Raw genomic sequence first — 17,236 nt, 5'->3', positions numbered from 1 at the left:
TTCCTAACCCTCTCCCCACAGGGAGAGGGAAATTTACGACTACACCCGCAGCATCCCTTTCTCTTCCAGAAACGCAATAATCGTCCCCAGACCGTCACCCGCCTTCAGGTTGGTAAAGGTCCACGGGCGCTCGCCGCGCATGCGGTTGGTATCACGCTCCATCACCTCCAGCGACGCACCGACGTAGGGCGCAAGATCGGTTTTGTTGATCACCAGGAAATCGGATTTGGTGATCCCCGGTCCGCCCTTGCGCGGGATTTTTTCCCCTTCGGCCACGTCGATCACGTAAATAGTCAGGTCCGCCAGCTCCGGGCTGAAGGTCGCGCTCAGGTTGTCCCCGCCGCTTTCAACGAAGATCAGATCCAGATTACCGAACTTCTCGCTGAGTGCTTCTACCGCCGCGAGGTTCATTGAGGCATCTTCGCGGATGGCGGTATGCGGGCAGCCGCCCGTCTCCACGCCCACGATGCGCTCCGGCTCAAGCGCGCCCGCCTCGGTGAGGATGCGCTGATCCTCTTTGGTGTAGATATCGTTGGTCACCACCGCTAGGTGATACGTGTCGCGCATCGCCTTGCAGAGCGCTTCCAGCAGCGCGGTTTTGCCCGATCCTACCGGACCGCCCACGCCCACGCGCAGGGGATGTTTGTAATCAGCCATGTTGACTCCTCAGGAACGGAATAGTCGTGAATATTGTGTTTCGTGGCGCGCGGAGGCGATGGCCGACAGTGGCGTAGCTGCCCCCAGCGCGTCGTCGCCACGTAAAAATGCCTGTTCAAACCCGGCGGCAAAATGGTCGCTCAGCTCGATAATCAGCTGCTGCGCCGCCTGCTGTCCGAAGGGGACGAGCTTGACGCCCGCCATCACTGCGCTCTCTATCCAGCTGTAGCCGAGGCTCAGCGCCAGCTCGCGCGCGCCAATGCCCCAGTGCACGCCGAGCCACGCCATGCCGCAGAGCTGGCTCTGCGCAAACAGCGGCAGCCACTCTGCCGGGCAGTTCGGCTCCCAGCTTTTAATCAGGCGCGTAAAGGCCGCCCCACGGTTGCGCTCCTCTTCGCGCAGCTCGCGCGTTTCCCGGCAGGCGAGCAGATATGCCGTCCAGCGTTTTGCTGCCGCGACGTCCTGCTGTTCGCAGGCCCGGAACAGCCGGATAAACATCGGCAGATCGACGCAGAAAAAGCTCTGCTCCATCTGCTGGATCTGCCAGCGTCTGAAGGCGTCGGTGCTCGTAACCCAGCCCGCCTCTACGGCCCACTCCAGCCCCTGCGACCAGGTAAACGACCCGACCGGCAGGCTGCTGCTGGAGAGCTGCATCAGGAGCAGCCGCTGGCGGGCGTGCTCCATCAGCTCATCAGCGCCAGCAGGGCGGAGACGATCAGCCCGCCGCCGAAGGTTTTACGCAGCCCGTCGTGGCGGCGCAGCAGCAAGCCTGCGGCGAAACTGGCGCACAGCACCGTCGCGCTGGCCAGCATAAAACCGCTGGTGAACAGCCAGAAGCTGTGGCCAGACATCTCCACGCCGTGCGCCCAGCCGTGGAACATCGCCAGGGCAGGCACCGCCAGCAGCAGGCGGTTTTCGGTTTTAAACATCATCACGCCGCAGACCGCCAGCGAGGCGATAATCAGCATCTCCATGCCGCTAAAGCCGCCGAGCAGGCTGCCCGCAACGGCGCCAACAAGCATCATGCCGAGGGTCGCTAAAGGCAGTAGCAGCCTGCGGCCGCTCAGGGCAGACAGTACGCCAGCCCCGGTCAGCATCAGCAGGTGATCGAGCCCGGTCAGCGGGTGGAGAAAACCGGCCTGAAAGCTGTCGGCGCCGTGGCCGGGATGCGCGAGCGCGGGAACGGAAAAAGCCAGCAGTAACAGCGGTAAATACTTACGCATGATTGATCCTTAATGTGAATGAGCGTGAGAGTGACTGTGGGCATCGCTGGCGTAAGCGCCCGCTTCCGGTTCAAACGGCAGGCTGGCGAAGGTTACCTCCAGCCCGAACTGGCGCAGCATGTCGTCGAGAACGTGATCGTGGTGATAACGCAGCTCGCCGGGCATGACCTGCAGCGGTACGTGGCGGTTGCCCAGGTGGTAGCAGGCGCGGGCGAGCAGGAACGGATCGGCGCAGCGCACCACGGAAACCGACTCCGGGGCGGCGATCACTTCGATCACTTCGCTGCCGTCGTCGGTGGTCAACAGGTCGCCCCCGCGCAGCAGCAGGCCGCGCGGCAGCATCAGTCCGGCTTCGCGCCCGTCGTTAAGCGCCACGCGAGCGCGGCTTTTCACCCGCACGTCAATCGGCAGCGTGACGCTGGCGGTAGTCGGATGCGCGTGGTCCAGGCGTTGGGTCAAATAGATCATCTTCACTCCTCAAAACAGGAAATAGCGTTGCGCCATCGGCAGAACGTCGGCCGGTTCGCTGGTAATCAGTTCACCGTCGACGCGCACCTCGTAGGTTTGCGAATCGACGGTGATGTTCGGTTGCAGGGCGTTGTGGAGCATGTCCGCCTTTTTCACCGTCCGGCAGCCTTTTACCACCGCCGTGGCGCTTTGCAGGTTAAGCTGCTGCGGGATGCCGTTCGCGTGGGCCGCCTGAGAAACAAACGTCAGCCGCGTGGCGTGACGTGCGGCGCCCAGCGCGCCAAACATCGGGCGGTAATGCACCGGCTGCGGCGTGGGGATCGAGGCGTTGATGTCGCCCATCGGCGCGCAGGCGATCATCCCGCCCTTGACGATGGTGGCGGGTTTTACGCCAAAGAAGGCGGGGGACCAGACCACCAGATCCGCCAGCTTGCCCGCCTCAATCGAGCCCACTTCATGGGCGATGCCGTGGGTCAGCGCCGGGTTAATGGTGTATTTGGCGACATAGCGCTTCACCCGGAAGTTGTCGTTATCGCCCACTTCTTCCGGCAGCGCGCCGCGCTGGACCTTCATGCGATGCGCCACCTGCCAGGTGCGGATAATCACTTCCCCGACGCGGCCCATGGCCTGCGAATCTGACGAGGTGAGCGAGAACGCGCCGATATCGTGCAGCACGTCTTCCGCAGCGATGGTCTCCCGGCGAATGCGGGATTCGGCAAACGCCACGTCCTCGGCGATATCCGGGTCGAGGTGATGGCAAACCATCAGCATGTCGAGGTGCTCGTCGATGGTGTTCACCGTGTAGGGCAAGGTCGGGTTGGTGGAAGAGGGCAGAATATTCGGGTGCGCGCAGGCGGTGATGATATCCGGCGCGTGGCCGCCGCCCGCGCCTTCGGTGTGGAAGGTGTGGATGGTGCGCCCGGCGATAGCCGCCAGCGTGTCTTCGACAAACCCGGACTCGTTCAGCGTGTCGCTGTGCAGCGCCACCTGAATATCCATCTCTTCGGCCACCTCCAGCGAGCAGTTGATCGCCGCGGGCGTCGCGCCCCAGTCTTCGTGGATCTTCAGCCCGATGGCGCCCGCGGCGATTTGCTCGCGCAGGGCGTCCGGGTTGGAGCCGTTACCCTTGCCGAGCAGACCGATATTCACCGGCAGCGTATCGGCGGCCTGCAGCATGCGGGCGATATACCACGGCCCCGGCGTGCAGGTGGTGGCGTTGGTGCCCGCCGCCGGACCGGTGCCGCCGCCAATCATGGTGGTGACGCCGGAGACCAGCGCCTCTTCCGCCTGCTGCGGGCAGATCCAGTGGATGTGGGTGTCGATCCCGCCGGCGGTGACGATCTTCCCCTCGGCGGCAATCACTTCCGTCGCGGCGCCGATCGGGATCGTCACGCCAGGCTGAATGTCCGGGTTCCCGGCTTTGCCGACGGCGAAGATCCGCCCGTTCTTCACGCCGATATCGGCCTTCACGATCCCCCAGTGGTCGACGATCAGCGCGTTGGTGAGAACCAGATCCACGCAGCCGTCAGCGGTCATCTGCCCCTGACCCATGCCGTCGCGGATCACCTTCCCGCCGCCGAACTTGACCTCTTCGCCGTAGACCGTGAGATCGTCTTCCACTTCGATCCACAGCTCGCTGTCCGCCAGCCGCACCTTATCCCCGGTAGTGGGGCCGAACATGTCGGCATACGCCTGACGTGAAATTTCAGCCATGTTTCACCTCGCCCATGACCTCGCCGCGAAAGCCAAAAATGCGCTGCGCGCCCGTCACCTGCACCAGCGTCACCTCTCGCTTCTGGCCTGGCTCGAAGCGCACGGCGGTGCCCGCCGGAATGTTCAGCCGGTAGCCCCTGGTGGCTTCGCGATCAAACTTCAGCGCCGGGTTGACCTCGTAAAAGTGGTAGTGCGATCCGACCTGGATCGGCCTGTCGCCGTGGTTTTCCACAATCACGCTTTGAGTGTCTCGCCCGACGTTGATCGCAATAGTGCCGGGCTGGATCTGGTATTCACCTGGGATCATCACGTGCTCCTTACACTATCGGGTTGTGGACGGTGACGAGCTTGGAGCCGTCCGGGAAGGTGGCTTCCACCTGAATATCCGGGATCATCTCCGGCACGCCCTCCATCACCTGATCGCGCGTCAGGACGTGGCGGCCCGCCTCCATCAGCGAGGCGACGGTTTCGCCATCGCGCGCGCCTTCCATGATGAAGGCGCTGATCAGCGCGACCGATTCCGGGTAGTTGAGCTTTACCCCGCGCGCAAGGCGGCGTTCGGCAACCAGCGCGGCGGTAAACAGCAACAGCTTGTCTTTTTCTCTGGGGGTCAGTTCCATAACGTTTCTCTTATGTCTGCCAGATGCGCGGCGAACAGGCGGTTTTGGTAGTAAGAAGCGGGCGAAGCGACTGCCAGATGTCGCGCATCGCCCGCTGGCAAATCAGGTTGTCGTGGGAGAGAAAACGCACCGACAGCAGATCGTCGGTGAGCGTTGCCCCCGCAAAATGGCCCAGAGGCGCGAGCAGCGCGCGCACCGTGTCGAGATGATCTTCCCGGGCCGGATAGAACAGCAGTGTGCCGATCCACGGGTGTCCGGCAACGGGCGTGAGATCGCCGTCGCCGAGGTGCTGGCGCTCTATCAGGCGCGGTTCGTCATCCACCCACACTTCAAGGCGGCTCTCCAGCGTGCCGTGGCTGAAGGTCTCACCGATTACCGGGCGGCCCAGGCAGTACAGCTCCCACGCCAGCAGCGTGCTGGAGGCCTTAAGGTGGAAGATGGAACGCAGCGCGGCGTTCGCGCCGGGAAAGATAATGGTGTCCTGCGGCAGCCACTCCAGCGTGGCGTTTTCATCAAGATAAAAGTGCTGGCTCAGACGCGCCTGCGGGCCGCTGCTGCGGTAGAACTTGCTGGCGCCGGGCATGGTGATAAGCGCGTGGCTTTTGGCATCGAGCCGAACGGAAATATCCAGCGTATCGCCGCCCACGACGCCGCCGGGCGGGTGCAGCAGATAGAGGTGGCAGGTTTTTCCTTCGGGATAAAACGGACGTTGTACGGTGAGCGGCCCGACGTGTCGAGCGGAACGCAGGAGGGTTTTCTCAGGGGCGTGACAAAACTGCAGGGCAAGCGACGCCTGCCAGCCTTTATACGTATTATCAGTGACCTGAGCTGCTAACATGCTGCTTCCATCTGCGCATCATCGGGGTCGTTTCAGTATGCCCTGGCGGAAATGAAGGCTGTCATATGAGTCGCTTATGGATAGAGGAAATTAAAAAGCACGGCCCGGGGCCGTGCTCTGTGTGAAGCATGACGATCCTATTTCAGGTGGTCATGCAATGCTGCACCTGCCTGCTCAAGGGCGACTTTAACCGTTGGCTCCTGGCTCAGCGGGTTAAGCAGGCCGTAATCGTGGATCATGCCGTTATAGCGCGTGACGGTCACCGGGACGCCAGCCGCATCCAGTTTACGCCCGAATGCTTCACCTTCATCCCGCAGAACGTCCAGCTCAGCTGTCTGAATCAGCGTCTCCGGGAAGCCTTTCAACTGTGCAGTGCTGGCGCGAAGCGGAGAGGCAAGGATATTGTTACGATCGGCAGCGCTGGTGGTGTAGTTGTCCCAGAACCATTTCATCATGTTTTTTGACAGGAAGTAGCCATTTTCGAACTGGTGATAGGAAGCCGTATCAAAGCTGGCGTCCGTCACTGGCCAGAGCATCACGTTGTAGCGAATTTTTGGCCCATTAAACTGTTTGGCCTGCAACGCCACTGAAGCCACCATGTTGCCGCCCACGCTGTTACCAACCAGGCCCAGACGGCTGCCGTCCACGCCAATTTCCTGGCCGTGCTCGGCTACCCATTTTGTCGCTTCATAGGCCTGATTGATTGCCACCGGGAAATGGGCTTCAGGTGACGGTGTGTAATCAACGTAAACCGCTGCGGCGCCTGATGCGCGAACCAGATCGCGGATTAAACGTTCGTGGGTTGGAAAATCACCCAGCACCCAACCGCCACCGTGGAAGAACATAAATACCGGGAGCGTACCGGCAGCATGTTCAGGCTTCACAATTTTTAGGGCGATCGTCTGGCCATTGACCTGGATCGTTTTTTCAGTCACCTGAGCGGGCGGCAATTTTGCTCCTTGCTGCGCGCCGATCAGTACCTGGCGGGCCTCCTGCGGGGTCATGTGTTCCATCGGTTTCCCTTTGCCAGCATTCAGGACATCAATAAATGCCTGTACGCCTGCGGTCGGGGCTGGAGTATTGGTGGTTTGAGCGGATGCCGCGGCTGACGCGAAGACGGAAGAAATCAGGATGGCGGTTAATGTTTTCATGGTGGTACCCCTTTTAACGTATTTGATTGGATAACTAAATAGTGCGCTACTTAGTTGTTGGTATAATACTTGCGCGCAAGATACTTTTAGTCAAACATTATTTATAATTTTTTTTAGACAACAGATTCAGGGTTGATAGAAAAATGAAAGAAAACAAAACACTAGATGATTTATTGTGCTTCTCGCTGTACTCGGTCACCAATGCGTTCGTGCGCCAGTATCGCCCCCTGCTGCAGGAGATGGATCTGACCTATCCGCAATTTGTTGTTTTGATGGCGCTTTATGAGAAAGACAACATCCCGCTTCGCGATCTCAGCGATAAAACCTATTTTGATTCAGGCACATTGACCCCGCTGGTTCAGAAGCTTGAGGCAAAAGGTTTTCTCAACCGTATCGCGGTTGTGGGGGATGAAAGGATGAAAAATGTCGTATTGGCCGATAAGGCGAAAGAACTGAAAAAGCAGGTGATGGCGCTGCCGGACCAGATTCGTTGCAGCATGCGGATGAATGATGATGAGCTGGAAATGCTAAAAAAACTCTCCCGAACGCTGCTGGAAGATTTGTAAGCGCACTTCGGTGGGGCTGAACCCACCGAAGCGATGTGTCGTTACCGGTAGTCCTCCGCATCCACATCATACCCGGACGGCTCCCAGCGGATCGCCAGCAATGACGCCAGACCGATAAACGGCGCCAGCGCAATCACCCAGAACACGGCGGTGTCGAGAGACGCGACCAGCAGCGGGAACAGGAACAGCGACAGCGTGGAGCTGCTGCGCATCAGCGTCTGGTTGAGACCCACGCCCACGCCGCGCAGCGAGGTCGGGTAGCTCAGCGAGGCGAACGTCATGGTATGCGCGCCCGGACCAAATCCCTGACCGAACAGGAAAAGCGCAAGCATCGCCACGGCAAGCACCCCTTCAGAGGCACCGTCCGGTCGGCCAATCAGCGCCAGCCCCAGCAGCGCCACAAGCTGACAGGCGTAACCCGCCAGCGACATCCGCCACGCGCCGAAGCGCGGCACGTAGCGCACCGCCAGTAATCCGCCGATAAACGCAAACAGCAGGTTCAGCACCAGCGAGATCACAATAGTGGTCAGCATAGACTGCACGAAGAAGCTTGAAATAATCACCGGCAGGCCAAAGGCCACGGCGTTATAGGCGAACGAGGAGACGACGGACAGCAGCGTGGCGAGCGTGGTACGCCGCAGATAGATGCCGCGGAACAGGTTCAGATAGTTCGACCATTTGGCTTTATTCACGACAGGCGCAGGCTGGCTGAGCGCATCCTGCGGGACGTGGGCGTTAATATTGTACGACTGCCGCAAAATGGACGCCGCCTCTTTCAGGTTGCCCTGATTCGCCGCCCAGACCGGCGATTCGCTCATATAGCGGCTGCGGATGGCGATAATCACCAGCGCGGGTACCGCGCCAAAGCCGAGAATCAAACGCCACAGCCAGTCGCTGTGGCTTTCCGGCAGCACGGCGTAGAAAAAGAGAACCAGAAGGTAAGAGATGCTGATCGCCGCATACCAGGTAGGGCACCACATCGCGACGCTGGAGGCCTTATTGCCCGGCCCTTTCAGCCTGGCAAACTCGCTCAGGAACGCCATCGCCACGGGAAGGTCGATCCCCACGCCAAGGCCCATCACAAAGCGCGCGCCCGCCAGCACATATTCATTCGGGGCCAGCGCGCAGGCGATAGCGGCGACGACAAAGAATACCATGTCGGCCATAAAGACGCGGTAGCGCCCGATTTTATCCGTGAGGTAACCGCCGAGCAGCGCCCCGACAATGGCACCAAAGGTAATCGCCGAGGCCACCATGCCGGTACCGGCGGGCGTCAGGTTAAATTCGCGGGTAATGTCTTTAATGCCGAACGCCAGCGCGCCCAGATCGTAGGCATCGAGGAAAATCCCGCCCAGAGCGATACCCACCACGATCCGGGCGTTAGCTCGGCCCTGTGAGCCGTCATTAACGAGACGTGAAACGTCCGATGCACTGCGCACCCACTGAATGTCGCCATCAGGGGGAATTCCTGCCGTTGAAAGGGGAGTTGTGTCTGTGATTTCTGCCATTTTCTTTTTGTGTGGTTGTGTTGTGTCTCTAACAGTTACCACAGGCAGAAGGTGACAAAAATCACATTTGGTTATAAGGCATAACTAACCGCCTACTCGGGATCTTTTTTCTTTCGCTTGAGCTTCGTCCAGATCTTCGTTTCCTGGCGTCGCCACAGGCGCTGGATATTGTCGTGATGACGCAGCAGGATCAGGCATGAGAGCATCGATACCGGGAAGGTGAATTGGGGTTTAAACCACCAGACGTAAAACGGGGCGATCAGCGCGCTGACGATGGCACCCAGCGACGAATAGCCGCTCAGCAGAATGGTCAGCAGCCAGGTCCCGGCCATGACGCCGGTTAAGTCCCATCCGATGGGCGCGATGGCACCAAAGGCGGTCGCCACCCCTTTGCCGCCTTTAAAGCCGAAGAATACGGGCCAGATATGGCCGACGCAGGCGGCGATGGCGATGAGCCCCAGCCAGAACGGCGTGACGCCCAGCGCATAGGCGCCCCAGACGGGTAGCATCCCCTTCAGAACATCAAAAATCAAAACCGCTACGGCTGCTCCCTTGCCGCCAATTCGAAGCACGTTGGTCGCTCCCGGATTCCCGGAACCACTTTCACGCGGGTCAGGTAACCCGGCAATGCGGCAGACCAGAATGGCGCTGGAGATTGAGCCGCAAAGATAGGCGAGGAGGATCATTCCAGGCGCGATTGCACTCATAACGCTGTTCCGTTTTGAAAATGTATCTGTATTCTCAGCATCTGTGGATAATACGCATAATTCGCCGGAAGTGGTATCCGGTTTAGCCAAAAAGCAGGCAGGTCGTGATGGATATTGTATTTATAGAGCAACTTTCGGTAATCACCACAATTGGTGTTTACGACTGGGAACAGACCATCGAGCAGAAACTGGTGTTCGATATCGAAATGGGATGGGATAACCGCAAATCGGCAAAAAGCGATGACGTGAATGACTGTCTGAGCTATGCCGACATCAGCGAAGCGGTGATCGGCCACGTGGAAGGAAAGCGTTTTGCGCTGGTGGAACGGGTGGCGGAAGAGGTGGCGGATCTGCTGCTGACCAAATTCAACTCACCGTGGGTACGCATTAAGCTGAGCAAGCCGGGGGCAGTGGCGCGCGCGGCCAACGTAGGCGTGATTATCGAGCGTGGCACAAATCTGAAAGGAAAGATTTAACGTCATAATTGCTAAACCATTTTAGGTTATATCGGTCTTAAGGCTGTATCTTTCACGGTAGCCGTTAGGGGCGACCGTTTTTTTATATCTTTTTTAGGGGTTTATAGATGAGCGATATGCACTCGCTGCTGGTGGCGGCAATTCTGGGTGTGGTCGAAGGATTGACGGAGTTTTTGCCGGTTTCCAGTACGGGCCATATGATTATCGTTGGCCATCTGCTGGGCTTCGAAGGCGATACCGCAAAGACGTTTGAGGTGGTAATTCAGCTGGGCTCGATTCTGGCGGTGGTGGTGATGTTCTGGCGTCGCCTGTTTGGCCTGATCGGCATCCATTTTGGCCGTCTGCCGCAGCGTGAAGGAGAGGGCAAAGGCCGCCTGACGCTGATTCACATCCTGCTCGGGATGATCCCGGCGGTGGTATTGGGGCTGGTATTCCACGACACCATTAAATCGCTGTTTAACCCGATTAACGTCATGTACGCGCTGGTGGTGGGCGGTTTCCTGCTGATTGCCGCGGAAGTGCTGAAGCCAAAAGTCCCGCGTGCGGAAGGCCTGGACGATATGACCTATCGTCAGGCGTTTATCATTGGCTGCTTCCAGTGTCTGGCGCTGTGGCCGGGCTTCTCCCGTTCAGGTGCGACCATTTCAGGCGGGATGCTGATGGGCGTGAGCCGCTATGCGGCGTCCGAATTCTCGTTCCTGCTGGCGGTGCCGATGATGATGGGTGCCACCGCGCTGGACCTTTACAAAAGCATTGGCTTCCTGACCACAGGCGATATTCCGATGTTTGCCGTGGGCTTTATCACCGCCTTTATCGTGGCGCTGATTGCCATCAAAACCTTCCTGCAGCTGATTAAGCGTATCTCGTTTATTCCGTTCGCGATCTACCGCTTTATCGTCGCGGCTGCGGTGTACGTGGTCTTCTTCTGATAACCGATTGCCCTCACTCTTTCGGCTGAGGGCAACGCTTTTCCTTCCACGCGGTAACCGCGTCAATCCGCCGTTTGGTTAGCTCCTCGCGAATGTCCGGGCCTTTGAATCCTGCCTCAACCACGTCTTTCGTTGGCACCGCTTTTGCGACTTCCCACGCTTCGCGCAGCAAACGCCCCTGGGGATAATCGGACGCTTCAAACCCGGTGCGGCCGCGCACGTCCGCTTCGCTGGTGAGTGCGATCTGCTCCACGCGCTGCGGCTTGCGCCAGGCGTCGATATTATCGAACAGCTTCACGATGGTGGCGGGCTTCAGGATCGGGAAGGTATGGATCAGGTCGTGGAACTCGGCGACCAGCTTTGCCAGATCGCGGATGTCATTCGGCACGCGCAGACGCTGGCAGAGCCCGTCAACCAGCTTTACCCCCGCCGGACCGTGCCCGTGATGGCGCGGCCAGAACTCTTTCGGCGTTAAGCCTTTGCCGAGATCGTGGCACAGGGTGGAAAAACGTACGTCCACCTCAGGGCTGAGCATGGCGGCCATGCTCAGCGTCATCAGCGTGTGCACGCCGGTATCAATTTCGGGATGCCATTTCGCCGGTGCGGGCACGCCAAACAGCGCGTCGATTTCCGGGAACAGCACCTTCAGCGCGCCGCAGTCGCGCAGAACCTGGAAAAAGACCTGCGGGTTGCGGGTGGTGAGGGCATTTTCCGTCTCTTTCCAGACGCGCTCCGGCGTCAGGTGTTCCAGCTCGCCCGCCTCGGTCATGGCCGTCATCAACGCCATCGTCTCATCCGCAATACGGAAGCTCAGATGCGCGTAACGCGCGGCAAAACGCGCCACGCGCAGCACGCGGAGCGGATCTTCAGAAAATGCCGGGGAGACGTGACGCAAAAGACGATCGCGCAGGTCGTCCTGCCCGCCGTAGGCGTCGATGATATGGCCGTTTTCGTCCTGGGCCAGGGCGTTAATGGTGAGATCGCGGCGCAGCAGATCCTGCTCCAGCGTCACATCCGGCGCGGCGTAACAGGTGAAGCCGGTATAACCGGAACCGGATTTCCGTTCGGTACGCGCCAGGGCGTACTCTTCCCGGCTTTTCGGATGCAGGAACACGGGAAAATCGCGGCCTACCTGCTGGTAGCCCGCGTCGAGCATCTCTTCCGGGGTGGCGCCCACCACCACCCAGTCTTTATCTTTGACCGGCAGACCTAACAACGCATCACGTACCGCACCACCGACCAGATAACTCTTCACGCCCAACTCTCCCGTTTTCTCTTTTCCAGAATGATACGTAAGTCTGGCAGAGAAGACGAATTAGTTCATCCAGCGATCTTTACGCTTACGGCTTGGGATCAGATGTGGCAGAACCAGACCCAGCACCAGACCAACGCCCAGCACGCCGCCACCATACATAAACCACTGCATGATAATGGTGCGCTGTTTGTCATCAAGCTGCAGGTTCGCGGCGTTCACTTTTTTCTGCGCGACGATCAGCTCGTTTTTGAGCTTTTGATTCTCTTCTTTCAGACCGTTGATCACGCCGTCGCTCTGCGCCACTTTCTGCTGCATTTCAGCGGTGCGCTGGTTCCAGGTCCCGTCGATGTTGTTCAGCTTGTCGGTGAGGGTCTTCACCTGGTTTTCCAGATCCGGCACGCGGGTGCGCAGGCTTGGCACGGTGCTCAGCTCTTTCATTGGGATCCAGGAGGTACGGCCGGAACTGTCGCGAACCTGACCGTAATTGGTCTCCGCGTTGGTCTGCAACAGGGTGACTTCCTCGCCGGCATTCACCGTGCCCACGAGGCGATAATTGTCTCCGGGGCCACTGCGCACCCAGGTGTTCAGTTCGTCAGAAACGTAACGCTTCTCTTCAGCGTGCACTGCGGTTGCGGCGCTAAAAGCGAGTAAAGTAAGTCCAATCAGGCGTAATTTAAGCATCATTAGTCGTTATTTTCATAAAAAGTGGAACGATAGTAGTGGCAACAGTGTCTCTACGCAAAGCATTCATCAGCAATCAGAATCATCTGTGTCACGACTCTACACATTTACGCCCGACAAATTGCTCATTGCATGGCAATTTGGCGCAAAATACTATGTACTGACAAACAAATGGCGAGGAAGTTCGCCCTCATTGACGCGTCTGTGACGCCCGCAAAAGTACAAGGCTATGGCTCAGGAAATCGAATTAAAATTTATCGTCGAAAAAGACAGCGTTGACGCGCTCCGTCAGCATCTGAATACGCTCTCCGGCGAGCACCATGAACCCGTACCGTTGCTCAACATCTACTACGAAACGCCGGACAACTGGCTGCGCAACCACGATATGGGGCTGCGTATCCGCGGCGCGAACGGACGCTACGAGATGACGATGAAAATCGCCGGCCGCGTGGTCGGCGGTTTGCATCAGCGCCCGGAATACAATATCGACATCAGTAAGCCAGAACTTGAGCTGGAACGTTTCCCGGCGGAAGTCTGGCCGGAAGGCGAACTGCCCGCCACGCTGGCTGGGCAGGTGCAGCCGCTGTTCAGCACCGATTTCGCTCGCGAGAAATGGCTGGTGACGGAAGGCAAGAGCCGCATTGAAATCGCGCTGGATTTAGGCGAGGTGAAGGCGGGTGAGTTCCAGGAACCGATCTGCGAGCTGGAGCTGGAACTTCTGGAAGGGGATGCGAGCGACGTGCTGAAGCTGGCGCGCAAACTGGTAAGCCAGCCGGGTTTACGTCAGGGCAGCTTGAGCAAAGCGGCGCGCGGCTACCACCTGGCTGCCGGAAATGCGCCACGCGTGCTGAGAGATACTCCGATTTTGCGCGTCGTCCCGAAAGCCAGCATTGAGCAGGGCATGGAAGCGGCGCTGGAGCTGGCGCTCTCCCAATGGCAGTACCATGAAGAACTGTGGGCGCGTAACGTCAAAAATGCCAAAAAACAGGTGCTGGCCGCTATTGGACTGGTGCGTCATACCCTGACGCTGTTTGGCGGTATCGTACCGCGTAAAGCTAGCGCTCACTTACGCGATCTGCTGACCCAGACCGAAACGCTGCTGCTTTCCGACGTGTCGGCGCAAACCGCGCTTTATAGCCCGCAAAATGCCGCGGCAAAACTGGCGCTGACCGAGTTTCTGGTGACGCGCGGCTGGCGCGTCTTCCTCGATGCAAAAGCGCAGACCAAAATCGCGGACAACTTTAAACGCTTCGCGGATATCCATCTTTCCCGCCACGCCGCCGAGCTGAGAACCACCTTCGCGCATCCGCTGGGCGACCAGTATGGCGACCAGCTTCCCCGCCTGGCGCGTAATATCGACAGCATGTTGCTTCTGTCGGGAGCGTACGAGGGCGTGAAGGCGCAGGCCTGGCTGGAGAACTGGCAGGGGCTTAAGCATGCCATTGAGACCCGTCAGCAGATTGAGATCGAGCATTTCCGCAACGAAGCCATTTCGCAGGATCCATACTGGCTGCACAGCGGAAAACGTTAATTCTGGCAAGGAACCCCTGATATGCCGCTTTCTTCGCAGTTACAGCAGCACTGGCAAACCGTTTGCGAACGTCTGCCCGAGTCGTTACCCGCGTCATCGTTAAGCGAGCAGGCGAAAAGCGTGCTCACGTTCAGTGATTTTGTGCAGGAGAGCGTCAGCGCCAATCCTGACTGGCTGGCAGAGCTGGAAAGCGCGCCGCCGCAGGCTGATGAGTGGCGGCACTATGCTGGCTGGCTGCAAACCGCGCTGGCAGAGGTGGCGGATGAAGCCACGCTGATGCGCGTTCTGCGTCAGTTCCGTCGCCGGGTGATGGTGCACATTGCCTGGGCGCAGGCGCTGGAGCTGGTGAGTGAAGAGAGCACCTTGCAGCAGCTGAGCGAACTGGCGCAGACGCTGATTGTCGCCGCGCGGGACTGGCTCTACGCCGCCTGCTGTAAAGAGTGGGGCACGCCGTGCAGCGAAGAAGGGGTTCCGCAGCCGCTGTTGATTCTGGGGATGGGCAAGCTAGGCGGCTGCGAGCTGAACTTCTCCTCGGATATCGACCTGATCTTTGCTTGGCCGGAGAATGGCGCCACGCGAGGCGGTCGTCGCGAGCTGGATAACGCCCAGTTCTTTACCCGACTCGGGCAGCGTCTGATTAAGGCGCTGGATCAGCCTACGCAGGACGGCTTTGTTTACCGCGTGGACATGCGCCTGCGCCCGTTTGGCGACAGCGGCCCGCTGGTGCTGAGCTTCGCCGCGCTGGAAGATTATTACCAGGAGCAGGGGCGCGACTGGGAGCGTTACGCGATGGTCAAAGCGCGGATCATGGGCGACAGCGACGACGCTTACGCCAATGAGCTGCGTGCCATGCTGCGCCCGTTCGTGTTCCGCCGTTACATCGACTTTAGCGTGATCCAGTCCCTGCGCAATATGAAAGGGATGATCGCCCGCGAGGTGCGCCGTCGCGGCCTGAAGGACAACATCAAGCTTGGCGCGGGCGGCATCCGCGAAATCGAATTTATCGTTCAGGTCTTCCAGCTGATCCGCGGCGGGCGCGAGCCGTCGCTGCAGTCCCGCTCGCTGCTGCCGACGCTGAGCGCCATTGAGCAACTGCATTTGCTGCCGGACGGCGACGCGCAAACCCTGCGCGAGTCCTATCTGTTCCTGCGCCGTCTGGAAAACCTGCTGCAAAGCATTAACGACGAACAGACCCAGACGTTGCCAGGCGATGAGCTGAACCGGGCGCGCCTGGCCTGGGGCATGCGGGTGGATGACTGGTCAACGTTGACCGAACGGCTGGATGCCCATATGGCAGGCGTTCGCCGCATCTTTAACGACCTTATTGGTGACGACGAAAGTGAATCGCCGGACGATGCGCTCTCCGAGCACTGGCGCGAACTGTGGCAGGACGCGCTTCAGGAAGATGACACCACGCCGGTGCTGGCGCACTTAAGCGACGACGCCCGCCATCGCGTGGTGGCCTTGATTGCCGATTTTCGTCTCGAACTGAACAAGCGCGCCATTGGCCCGCGCGGTCGTCAGGTGCTGGATCATCTGATGCCGCACCTGCTGAGCGAGGTCTGCTCCCGCGAGGATGCGCCAGTGCCGCTGTCGCGCATGATGCCGCTGCTGAGCGGGATTATCACGCGTACCACCTACCTGGAACTGCTGAGCGAGTTTCCCGGCGCGCTGAAGCACCTGATTTCCCTCTGCGCCGCCTCGCCGATGGTGGCCAACAAGCTGGCGCGATACCCACTGCTGCTGGACGAACTGCTCGACCCGAACACGCTCTATCAGCCGACGGCGATGGACGCCTACCGCGACGAGCTGCGCCAGTATCTGCTGCGCGTGCCGGAAGAGGACGAAGAGCAACAGCTTGAGGCGCTGCGTCAGTTTAAGCAGGCGCAGATGCTGCGCGTGGCGGCAGCGGATATCGCCGGTACGCTGCCGGTAATGAAAGTGAGCGATCACTTAACCTGGCTGGCGGAGGCGATCATCGACGCGGTAGTCCACCAGGCGTGGGTGCAGATGGTGGCCCGCTACGGCCAGCCGAAGCACCTTGCTGACCGCGAGGGGCGAGGGTTTGCCGTGGTTGGTTACGGCAAGCTGGGCGGCTGGGAGCTGGGCTACAGCTCCGATCTGGATCTGATTTTCCTGCACGACTGTCCGGCGGACGTGATGACCGACGGCGAACGTGAGATTGACGGGCGGCAGTTCTACCTGCGCCTGGCCCAGCGCATCATGCACCTGTTCAGCACCCGCACTTCGTCGGGCATTCTGTACGAGGTGGACGCGCGTCTGCGCCCGTCCGGCGCGGCAGGCATGCTGGTCACCTCGACGGACGCGTTTGCCGATTATCAGAAGAACGAAGCCTGGACGTGGGAACATCAGGCGTTAGTGCGCGCCCGCGTGGTGTACGGCGATCCGCAGCTCAAAACGCAGTTCGATGCGATCCGTAAGTCAGTCATGACGACCCCGCGAGAGGGCAGCACCCTGCAAACTGAAGTGCGTGAAATGCGTGAGAAAATGCGCGCGCATTTGGGTAACAAACATCGCGATCGCTTTGATATTAAAGCCGATGAGGGCGGGATTACCGATATTGAGTTCATCACTCAGTACCTGGTGCTACTGCATGCCCACGACAAGCCGAAGCTGACGCGCTGGTCCGATAACGTGCGCATTCTGGAACTGCTGGCGCAAAACGACATTATGGACGAGCAGGAGGCGCAGGCCTTAACCCGCGCCTACACCACGCTGCGCGATGAGCTTCATCACCTGGCATTGCAGGAACAGCCGGGCCACGTGGCGCTGGACTGTTTTACCGCAGAGCGCGCCCAGGTGACGGCAAGCTGGCAGAAATGGCTGGTGGAGCCGTGCGTAACAAAACAAGTGTGATATTATCGCGCGCAAATTGTGAATCTTTCTGGAGTC

The 17,236-nt window shown here is 59.5% G+C and carries 18 protein-coding genes; 5 read left to right on the top strand and 13 right to left on the bottom strand.

What is annotated here, in order from left to right:
* Nucleotides 1-39 precede the first annotated feature (39 nt).
* The 9 genes from ureG to INF73_RS03145 form a co-directional block, all read right to left on the bottom strand.
* Entirely contained in the window at nt 40-657 is a 618-nt protein-coding gene (ureG, locus tag INF73_RS03185; protein ID WP_022651876.1) for an urease accessory protein UreG, read from the bottom strand.
* Nucleotides 658-666: 9 nt separating this feature from the next.
* Complete coding sequence (locus INF73_RS03180; protein WP_193540975.1) at nt 667-1,341, bottom strand: urease accessory protein UreF; 675 nt, start codon at nt 1,339-1,341, stop codon at nt 667-669.
* Nucleotides 1,341-1,880, bottom strand: a complete 540-nt coding sequence (locus INF73_RS03175; RefSeq protein WP_028014468.1) for a HupE/UreJ family protein — start codon at nt 1,878-1,880, stop codon at nt 1,341-1,343. Before INF73_RS03175 ends, INF73_RS03180 begins: the two co-directional genes overlap by 1 nt.
* A 9-nt stretch (nt 1,881-1,889) precedes the next feature.
* A complete protein-coding gene (gene ureE, locus INF73_RS03170; RefSeq protein WP_045261142.1) occupies nt 1,890-2,348 on the bottom strand; it encodes an urease accessory protein UreE in 459 nt (152 codons plus the stop codon).
* 9 nt (nt 2,349-2,357) lie between these two features.
* On the bottom strand, nt 2,358-4,061 hold the full coding sequence (ureC, locus tag INF73_RS03165) for an urease subunit alpha (RefSeq protein WP_193540973.1): 1,704 nt from the start codon (nt 4,059-4,061) through the stop codon (nt 2,358-2,360).
* The gene (locus tag INF73_RS03160; protein WP_049000594.1) at nt 4,054-4,368 is read right to left on the bottom strand and encodes an urease subunit beta; all 315 of its coding nucleotides are present in this window, start codon (nt 4,366-4,368) and stop codon (nt 4,054-4,056) included. The genes ureC and INF73_RS03160 overlap by 8 nt, the downstream gene beginning before the upstream one ends.
* Before the next feature lie 10 nt (nt 4,369-4,378).
* A complete protein-coding gene (locus INF73_RS03155; protein WP_003862556.1) occupies nt 4,379-4,681 on the bottom strand; it encodes an urease subunit gamma in 303 nt (100 codons plus the stop codon).
* Between the two features lie 10 nt (nt 4,682-4,691).
* Entirely contained in the window at nt 4,692-5,519 is an 828-nt protein-coding gene (locus INF73_RS03150; RefSeq protein WP_193540972.1) for an urease accessory protein UreD, read from the bottom strand.
* Nucleotides 5,520-5,656: 137 nt separating this feature from the next.
* Entirely contained in the window at nt 5,657-6,670 is a 1,014-nt protein-coding gene (locus INF73_RS03145) for an alpha/beta hydrolase (protein ID WP_193540970.1), read from the bottom strand.
* A gap of 143 nt (nt 6,671-6,813) precedes the next feature.
* Here INF73_RS03145 and INF73_RS03140 point away from each other — a divergent pair, with 143 nt between their 5' ends.
* Entirely contained in the window at nt 6,814-7,236 is a 423-nt protein-coding gene (locus INF73_RS03140; RefSeq protein WP_193540968.1) for a MarR family winged helix-turn-helix transcriptional regulator, read from the top strand.
* A 41-nt stretch (nt 7,237-7,277) separates the two neighbouring features.
* Here INF73_RS03140 and INF73_RS03135 read toward each other — a convergent pair whose 3' ends face one another.
* Both INF73_RS03135 and plsY read right to left on the bottom strand, forming a co-directional pair.
* Nucleotides 7,278-8,744 (bottom strand): MFS transporter, encoded by a 1,467-nt coding sequence (locus INF73_RS03135; RefSeq protein ID WP_049000600.1) that lies wholly within the window; start codon nt 8,742-8,744, stop codon nt 7,278-7,280.
* Between the two features lie 92 nt (nt 8,745-8,836).
* Nucleotides 8,837-9,451 (bottom strand): glycerol-3-phosphate 1-O-acyltransferase PlsY, encoded by a 615-nt coding sequence (gene plsY, locus INF73_RS03130; protein ID WP_014833311.1) that lies wholly within the window; start codon nt 9,449-9,451, stop codon nt 8,837-8,839.
* A gap of 107 nt (nt 9,452-9,558) precedes the next feature.
* On the opposite strand from plsY, the gene folB reads away from it, so the two are divergent.
* Together folB and bacA are read left to right on the top strand one after the other, a co-directional pair.
* Entirely contained in the window at nt 9,559-9,927 is a 369-nt protein-coding gene (folB, locus tag INF73_RS03125) for a bifunctional dihydroneopterin aldolase/7,8-dihydroneopterin epimerase (protein ID WP_193540966.1), read from the top strand.
* Between the two features lie 107 nt (nt 9,928-10,034).
* Nucleotides 10,035-10,856, top strand: coding sequence for an undecaprenyl-diphosphate phosphatase (gene bacA / locus INF73_RS03120; protein WP_028014459.1), 822 nt, complete (start codon nt 10,035-10,037; stop codon nt 10,854-10,856).
* A gap of 13 nt (nt 10,857-10,869) precedes the next feature.
* On the opposite strand, the gene INF73_RS03115 is transcribed toward bacA, so the two are convergent.
* Nucleotides 10,870-12,111 (bottom strand): multifunctional CCA addition/repair protein, encoded by a 1,242-nt coding sequence (locus INF73_RS03115; RefSeq protein WP_193540964.1) that lies wholly within the window; start codon nt 12,109-12,111, stop codon nt 10,870-10,872.
* A 60-nt stretch (nt 12,112-12,171) separates the two neighbouring features.
* The gene (locus INF73_RS03110) at nt 12,172-12,792 is read right to left on the bottom strand and encodes a TIGR04211 family SH3 domain-containing protein (protein WP_028014457.1); all 621 of its coding nucleotides are present in this window, start codon (nt 12,790-12,792) and stop codon (nt 12,172-12,174) included.
* Nucleotides 12,793-13,021: 229 nt separating this feature from the next.
* Here INF73_RS03110 and INF73_RS03105 point away from each other — a divergent pair, with 229 nt between their 5' ends.
* Both INF73_RS03105 and glnE read left to right on the top strand, forming a co-directional pair.
* Nucleotides 13,022-14,323: an inorganic triphosphatase gene (locus INF73_RS03105; protein WP_193052560.1), complete on the top strand. Its 1,302-nt coding sequence runs from the start codon at nt 13,022-13,024 to the stop codon at nt 14,321-14,323.
* A 21-nt stretch (nt 14,324-14,344) separates the two neighbouring features.
* A complete protein-coding gene (gene glnE / locus INF73_RS03100; RefSeq protein WP_193540962.1) occupies nt 14,345-17,200 on the top strand; it encodes a bifunctional [glutamate--ammonia ligase]-adenylyl-L-tyrosine phosphorylase/[glutamate--ammonia-ligase] adenylyltransferase in 2,856 nt (951 codons plus the stop codon).
* Nucleotides 17,201-17,236: the final 36 nt, after the last annotated feature.

Origin of the sequence: Enterobacter cloacae complex sp. P6RS (assembly GCF_014982245.1) — a bacterium.
Lineage (GTDB): Bacteria > Pseudomonadota > Gammaproteobacteria > Enterobacterales > Enterobacteriaceae > Enterobacter > Enterobacter bugandensis.
The sequence above is the reverse complement of the archived record's forward strand: the minus strand, read 5'-3'. Positions and strand labels throughout refer to the sequence as shown.

Excerpts from the sequence above, each read along its gene's own strand:
- plsY (WP_014833311.1), bottom strand. The coding sequence starts at position 9,451 with ATGAGTGCAATCGCGCCTGGAATGATCCTCCTCGCCTATCTTTGCGGC.
- bacA (WP_028014459.1), top strand. The coding sequence starts at position 10,035 with ATGAGCGATATGCACTCGCTGCTGGTGGCGGCAATTCTGGGTGTGGTC.
- INF73_RS03180 (WP_193540975.1), bottom strand. The coding sequence starts at position 1,341 with ATGGAGCACGCCCGCCAGCGGCTGCTCCTGATGCAGCTCTCCAGCAGC.
- folB (WP_193540966.1), top strand. The coding sequence starts at position 9,559 with ATGGATATTGTATTTATAGAGCAACTTTCGGTAATCACCACAATTGGT.
- INF73_RS03175 (WP_028014468.1), bottom strand. The coding sequence starts at position 1,880 with ATGCGTAAGTATTTACCGCTGTTACTGCTGGCTTTTTCCGTTCCCGCG.
- INF73_RS03145 (WP_193540970.1), bottom strand. The coding sequence starts at position 6,670 with ATGAAAACATTAACCGCCATCCTGATTTCTTCCGTCTTCGCGTCAGCC.
- INF73_RS03105 (WP_193052560.1), top strand. The coding sequence starts at position 13,022 with ATGGCTCAGGAAATCGAATTAAAATTTATCGTCGAAAAAGACAGCGTT.
- INF73_RS03160 (WP_049000594.1), bottom strand. The coding sequence starts at position 4,368 with ATGATCCCAGGTGAATACCAGATCCAGCCCGGCACTATTGCGATCAAC.
- INF73_RS03140 (WP_193540968.1), top strand. The coding sequence starts at position 6,814 with ATGAAAGAAAACAAAACACTAGATGATTTATTGTGCTTCTCGCTGTAC.
- ureG (WP_022651876.1), bottom strand. The coding sequence starts at position 657 with ATGGCTGATTACAAACATCCCCTGCGCGTGGGCGTGGGCGGTCCGGTA.
- INF73_RS03150 (WP_193540972.1), bottom strand. The coding sequence starts at position 5,519 with ATGTTAGCAGCTCAGGTCACTGATAATACGTATAAAGGCTGGCAGGCG.
- INF73_RS03155 (WP_003862556.1), bottom strand. The coding sequence starts at position 4,681 with ATGGAACTGACCCCCAGAGAAAAAGACAAGCTGTTGCTGTTTACCGCC.
- ureC (WP_193540973.1), bottom strand. The coding sequence starts at position 4,061 with ATGGCTGAAATTTCACGTCAGGCGTATGCCGACATGTTCGGCCCCACT.
- INF73_RS03110 (WP_028014457.1), bottom strand. The coding sequence starts at position 12,792 with ATGCTTAAATTACGCCTGATTGGACTTACTTTACTCGCTTTTAGCGCC.
- ureE (WP_045261142.1), bottom strand. The coding sequence starts at position 2,348 with ATGATCTATTTGACCCAACGCCTGGACCACGCGCATCCGACTACCGCC.
- INF73_RS03135 (WP_049000600.1), bottom strand. The coding sequence starts at position 8,744 with ATGGCAGAAATCACAGACACAACTCCCCTTTCAACGGCAGGAATTCCC.
- glnE (WP_193540962.1), top strand. The coding sequence starts at position 14,345 with ATGCCGCTTTCTTCGCAGTTACAGCAGCACTGGCAAACCGTTTGCGAA.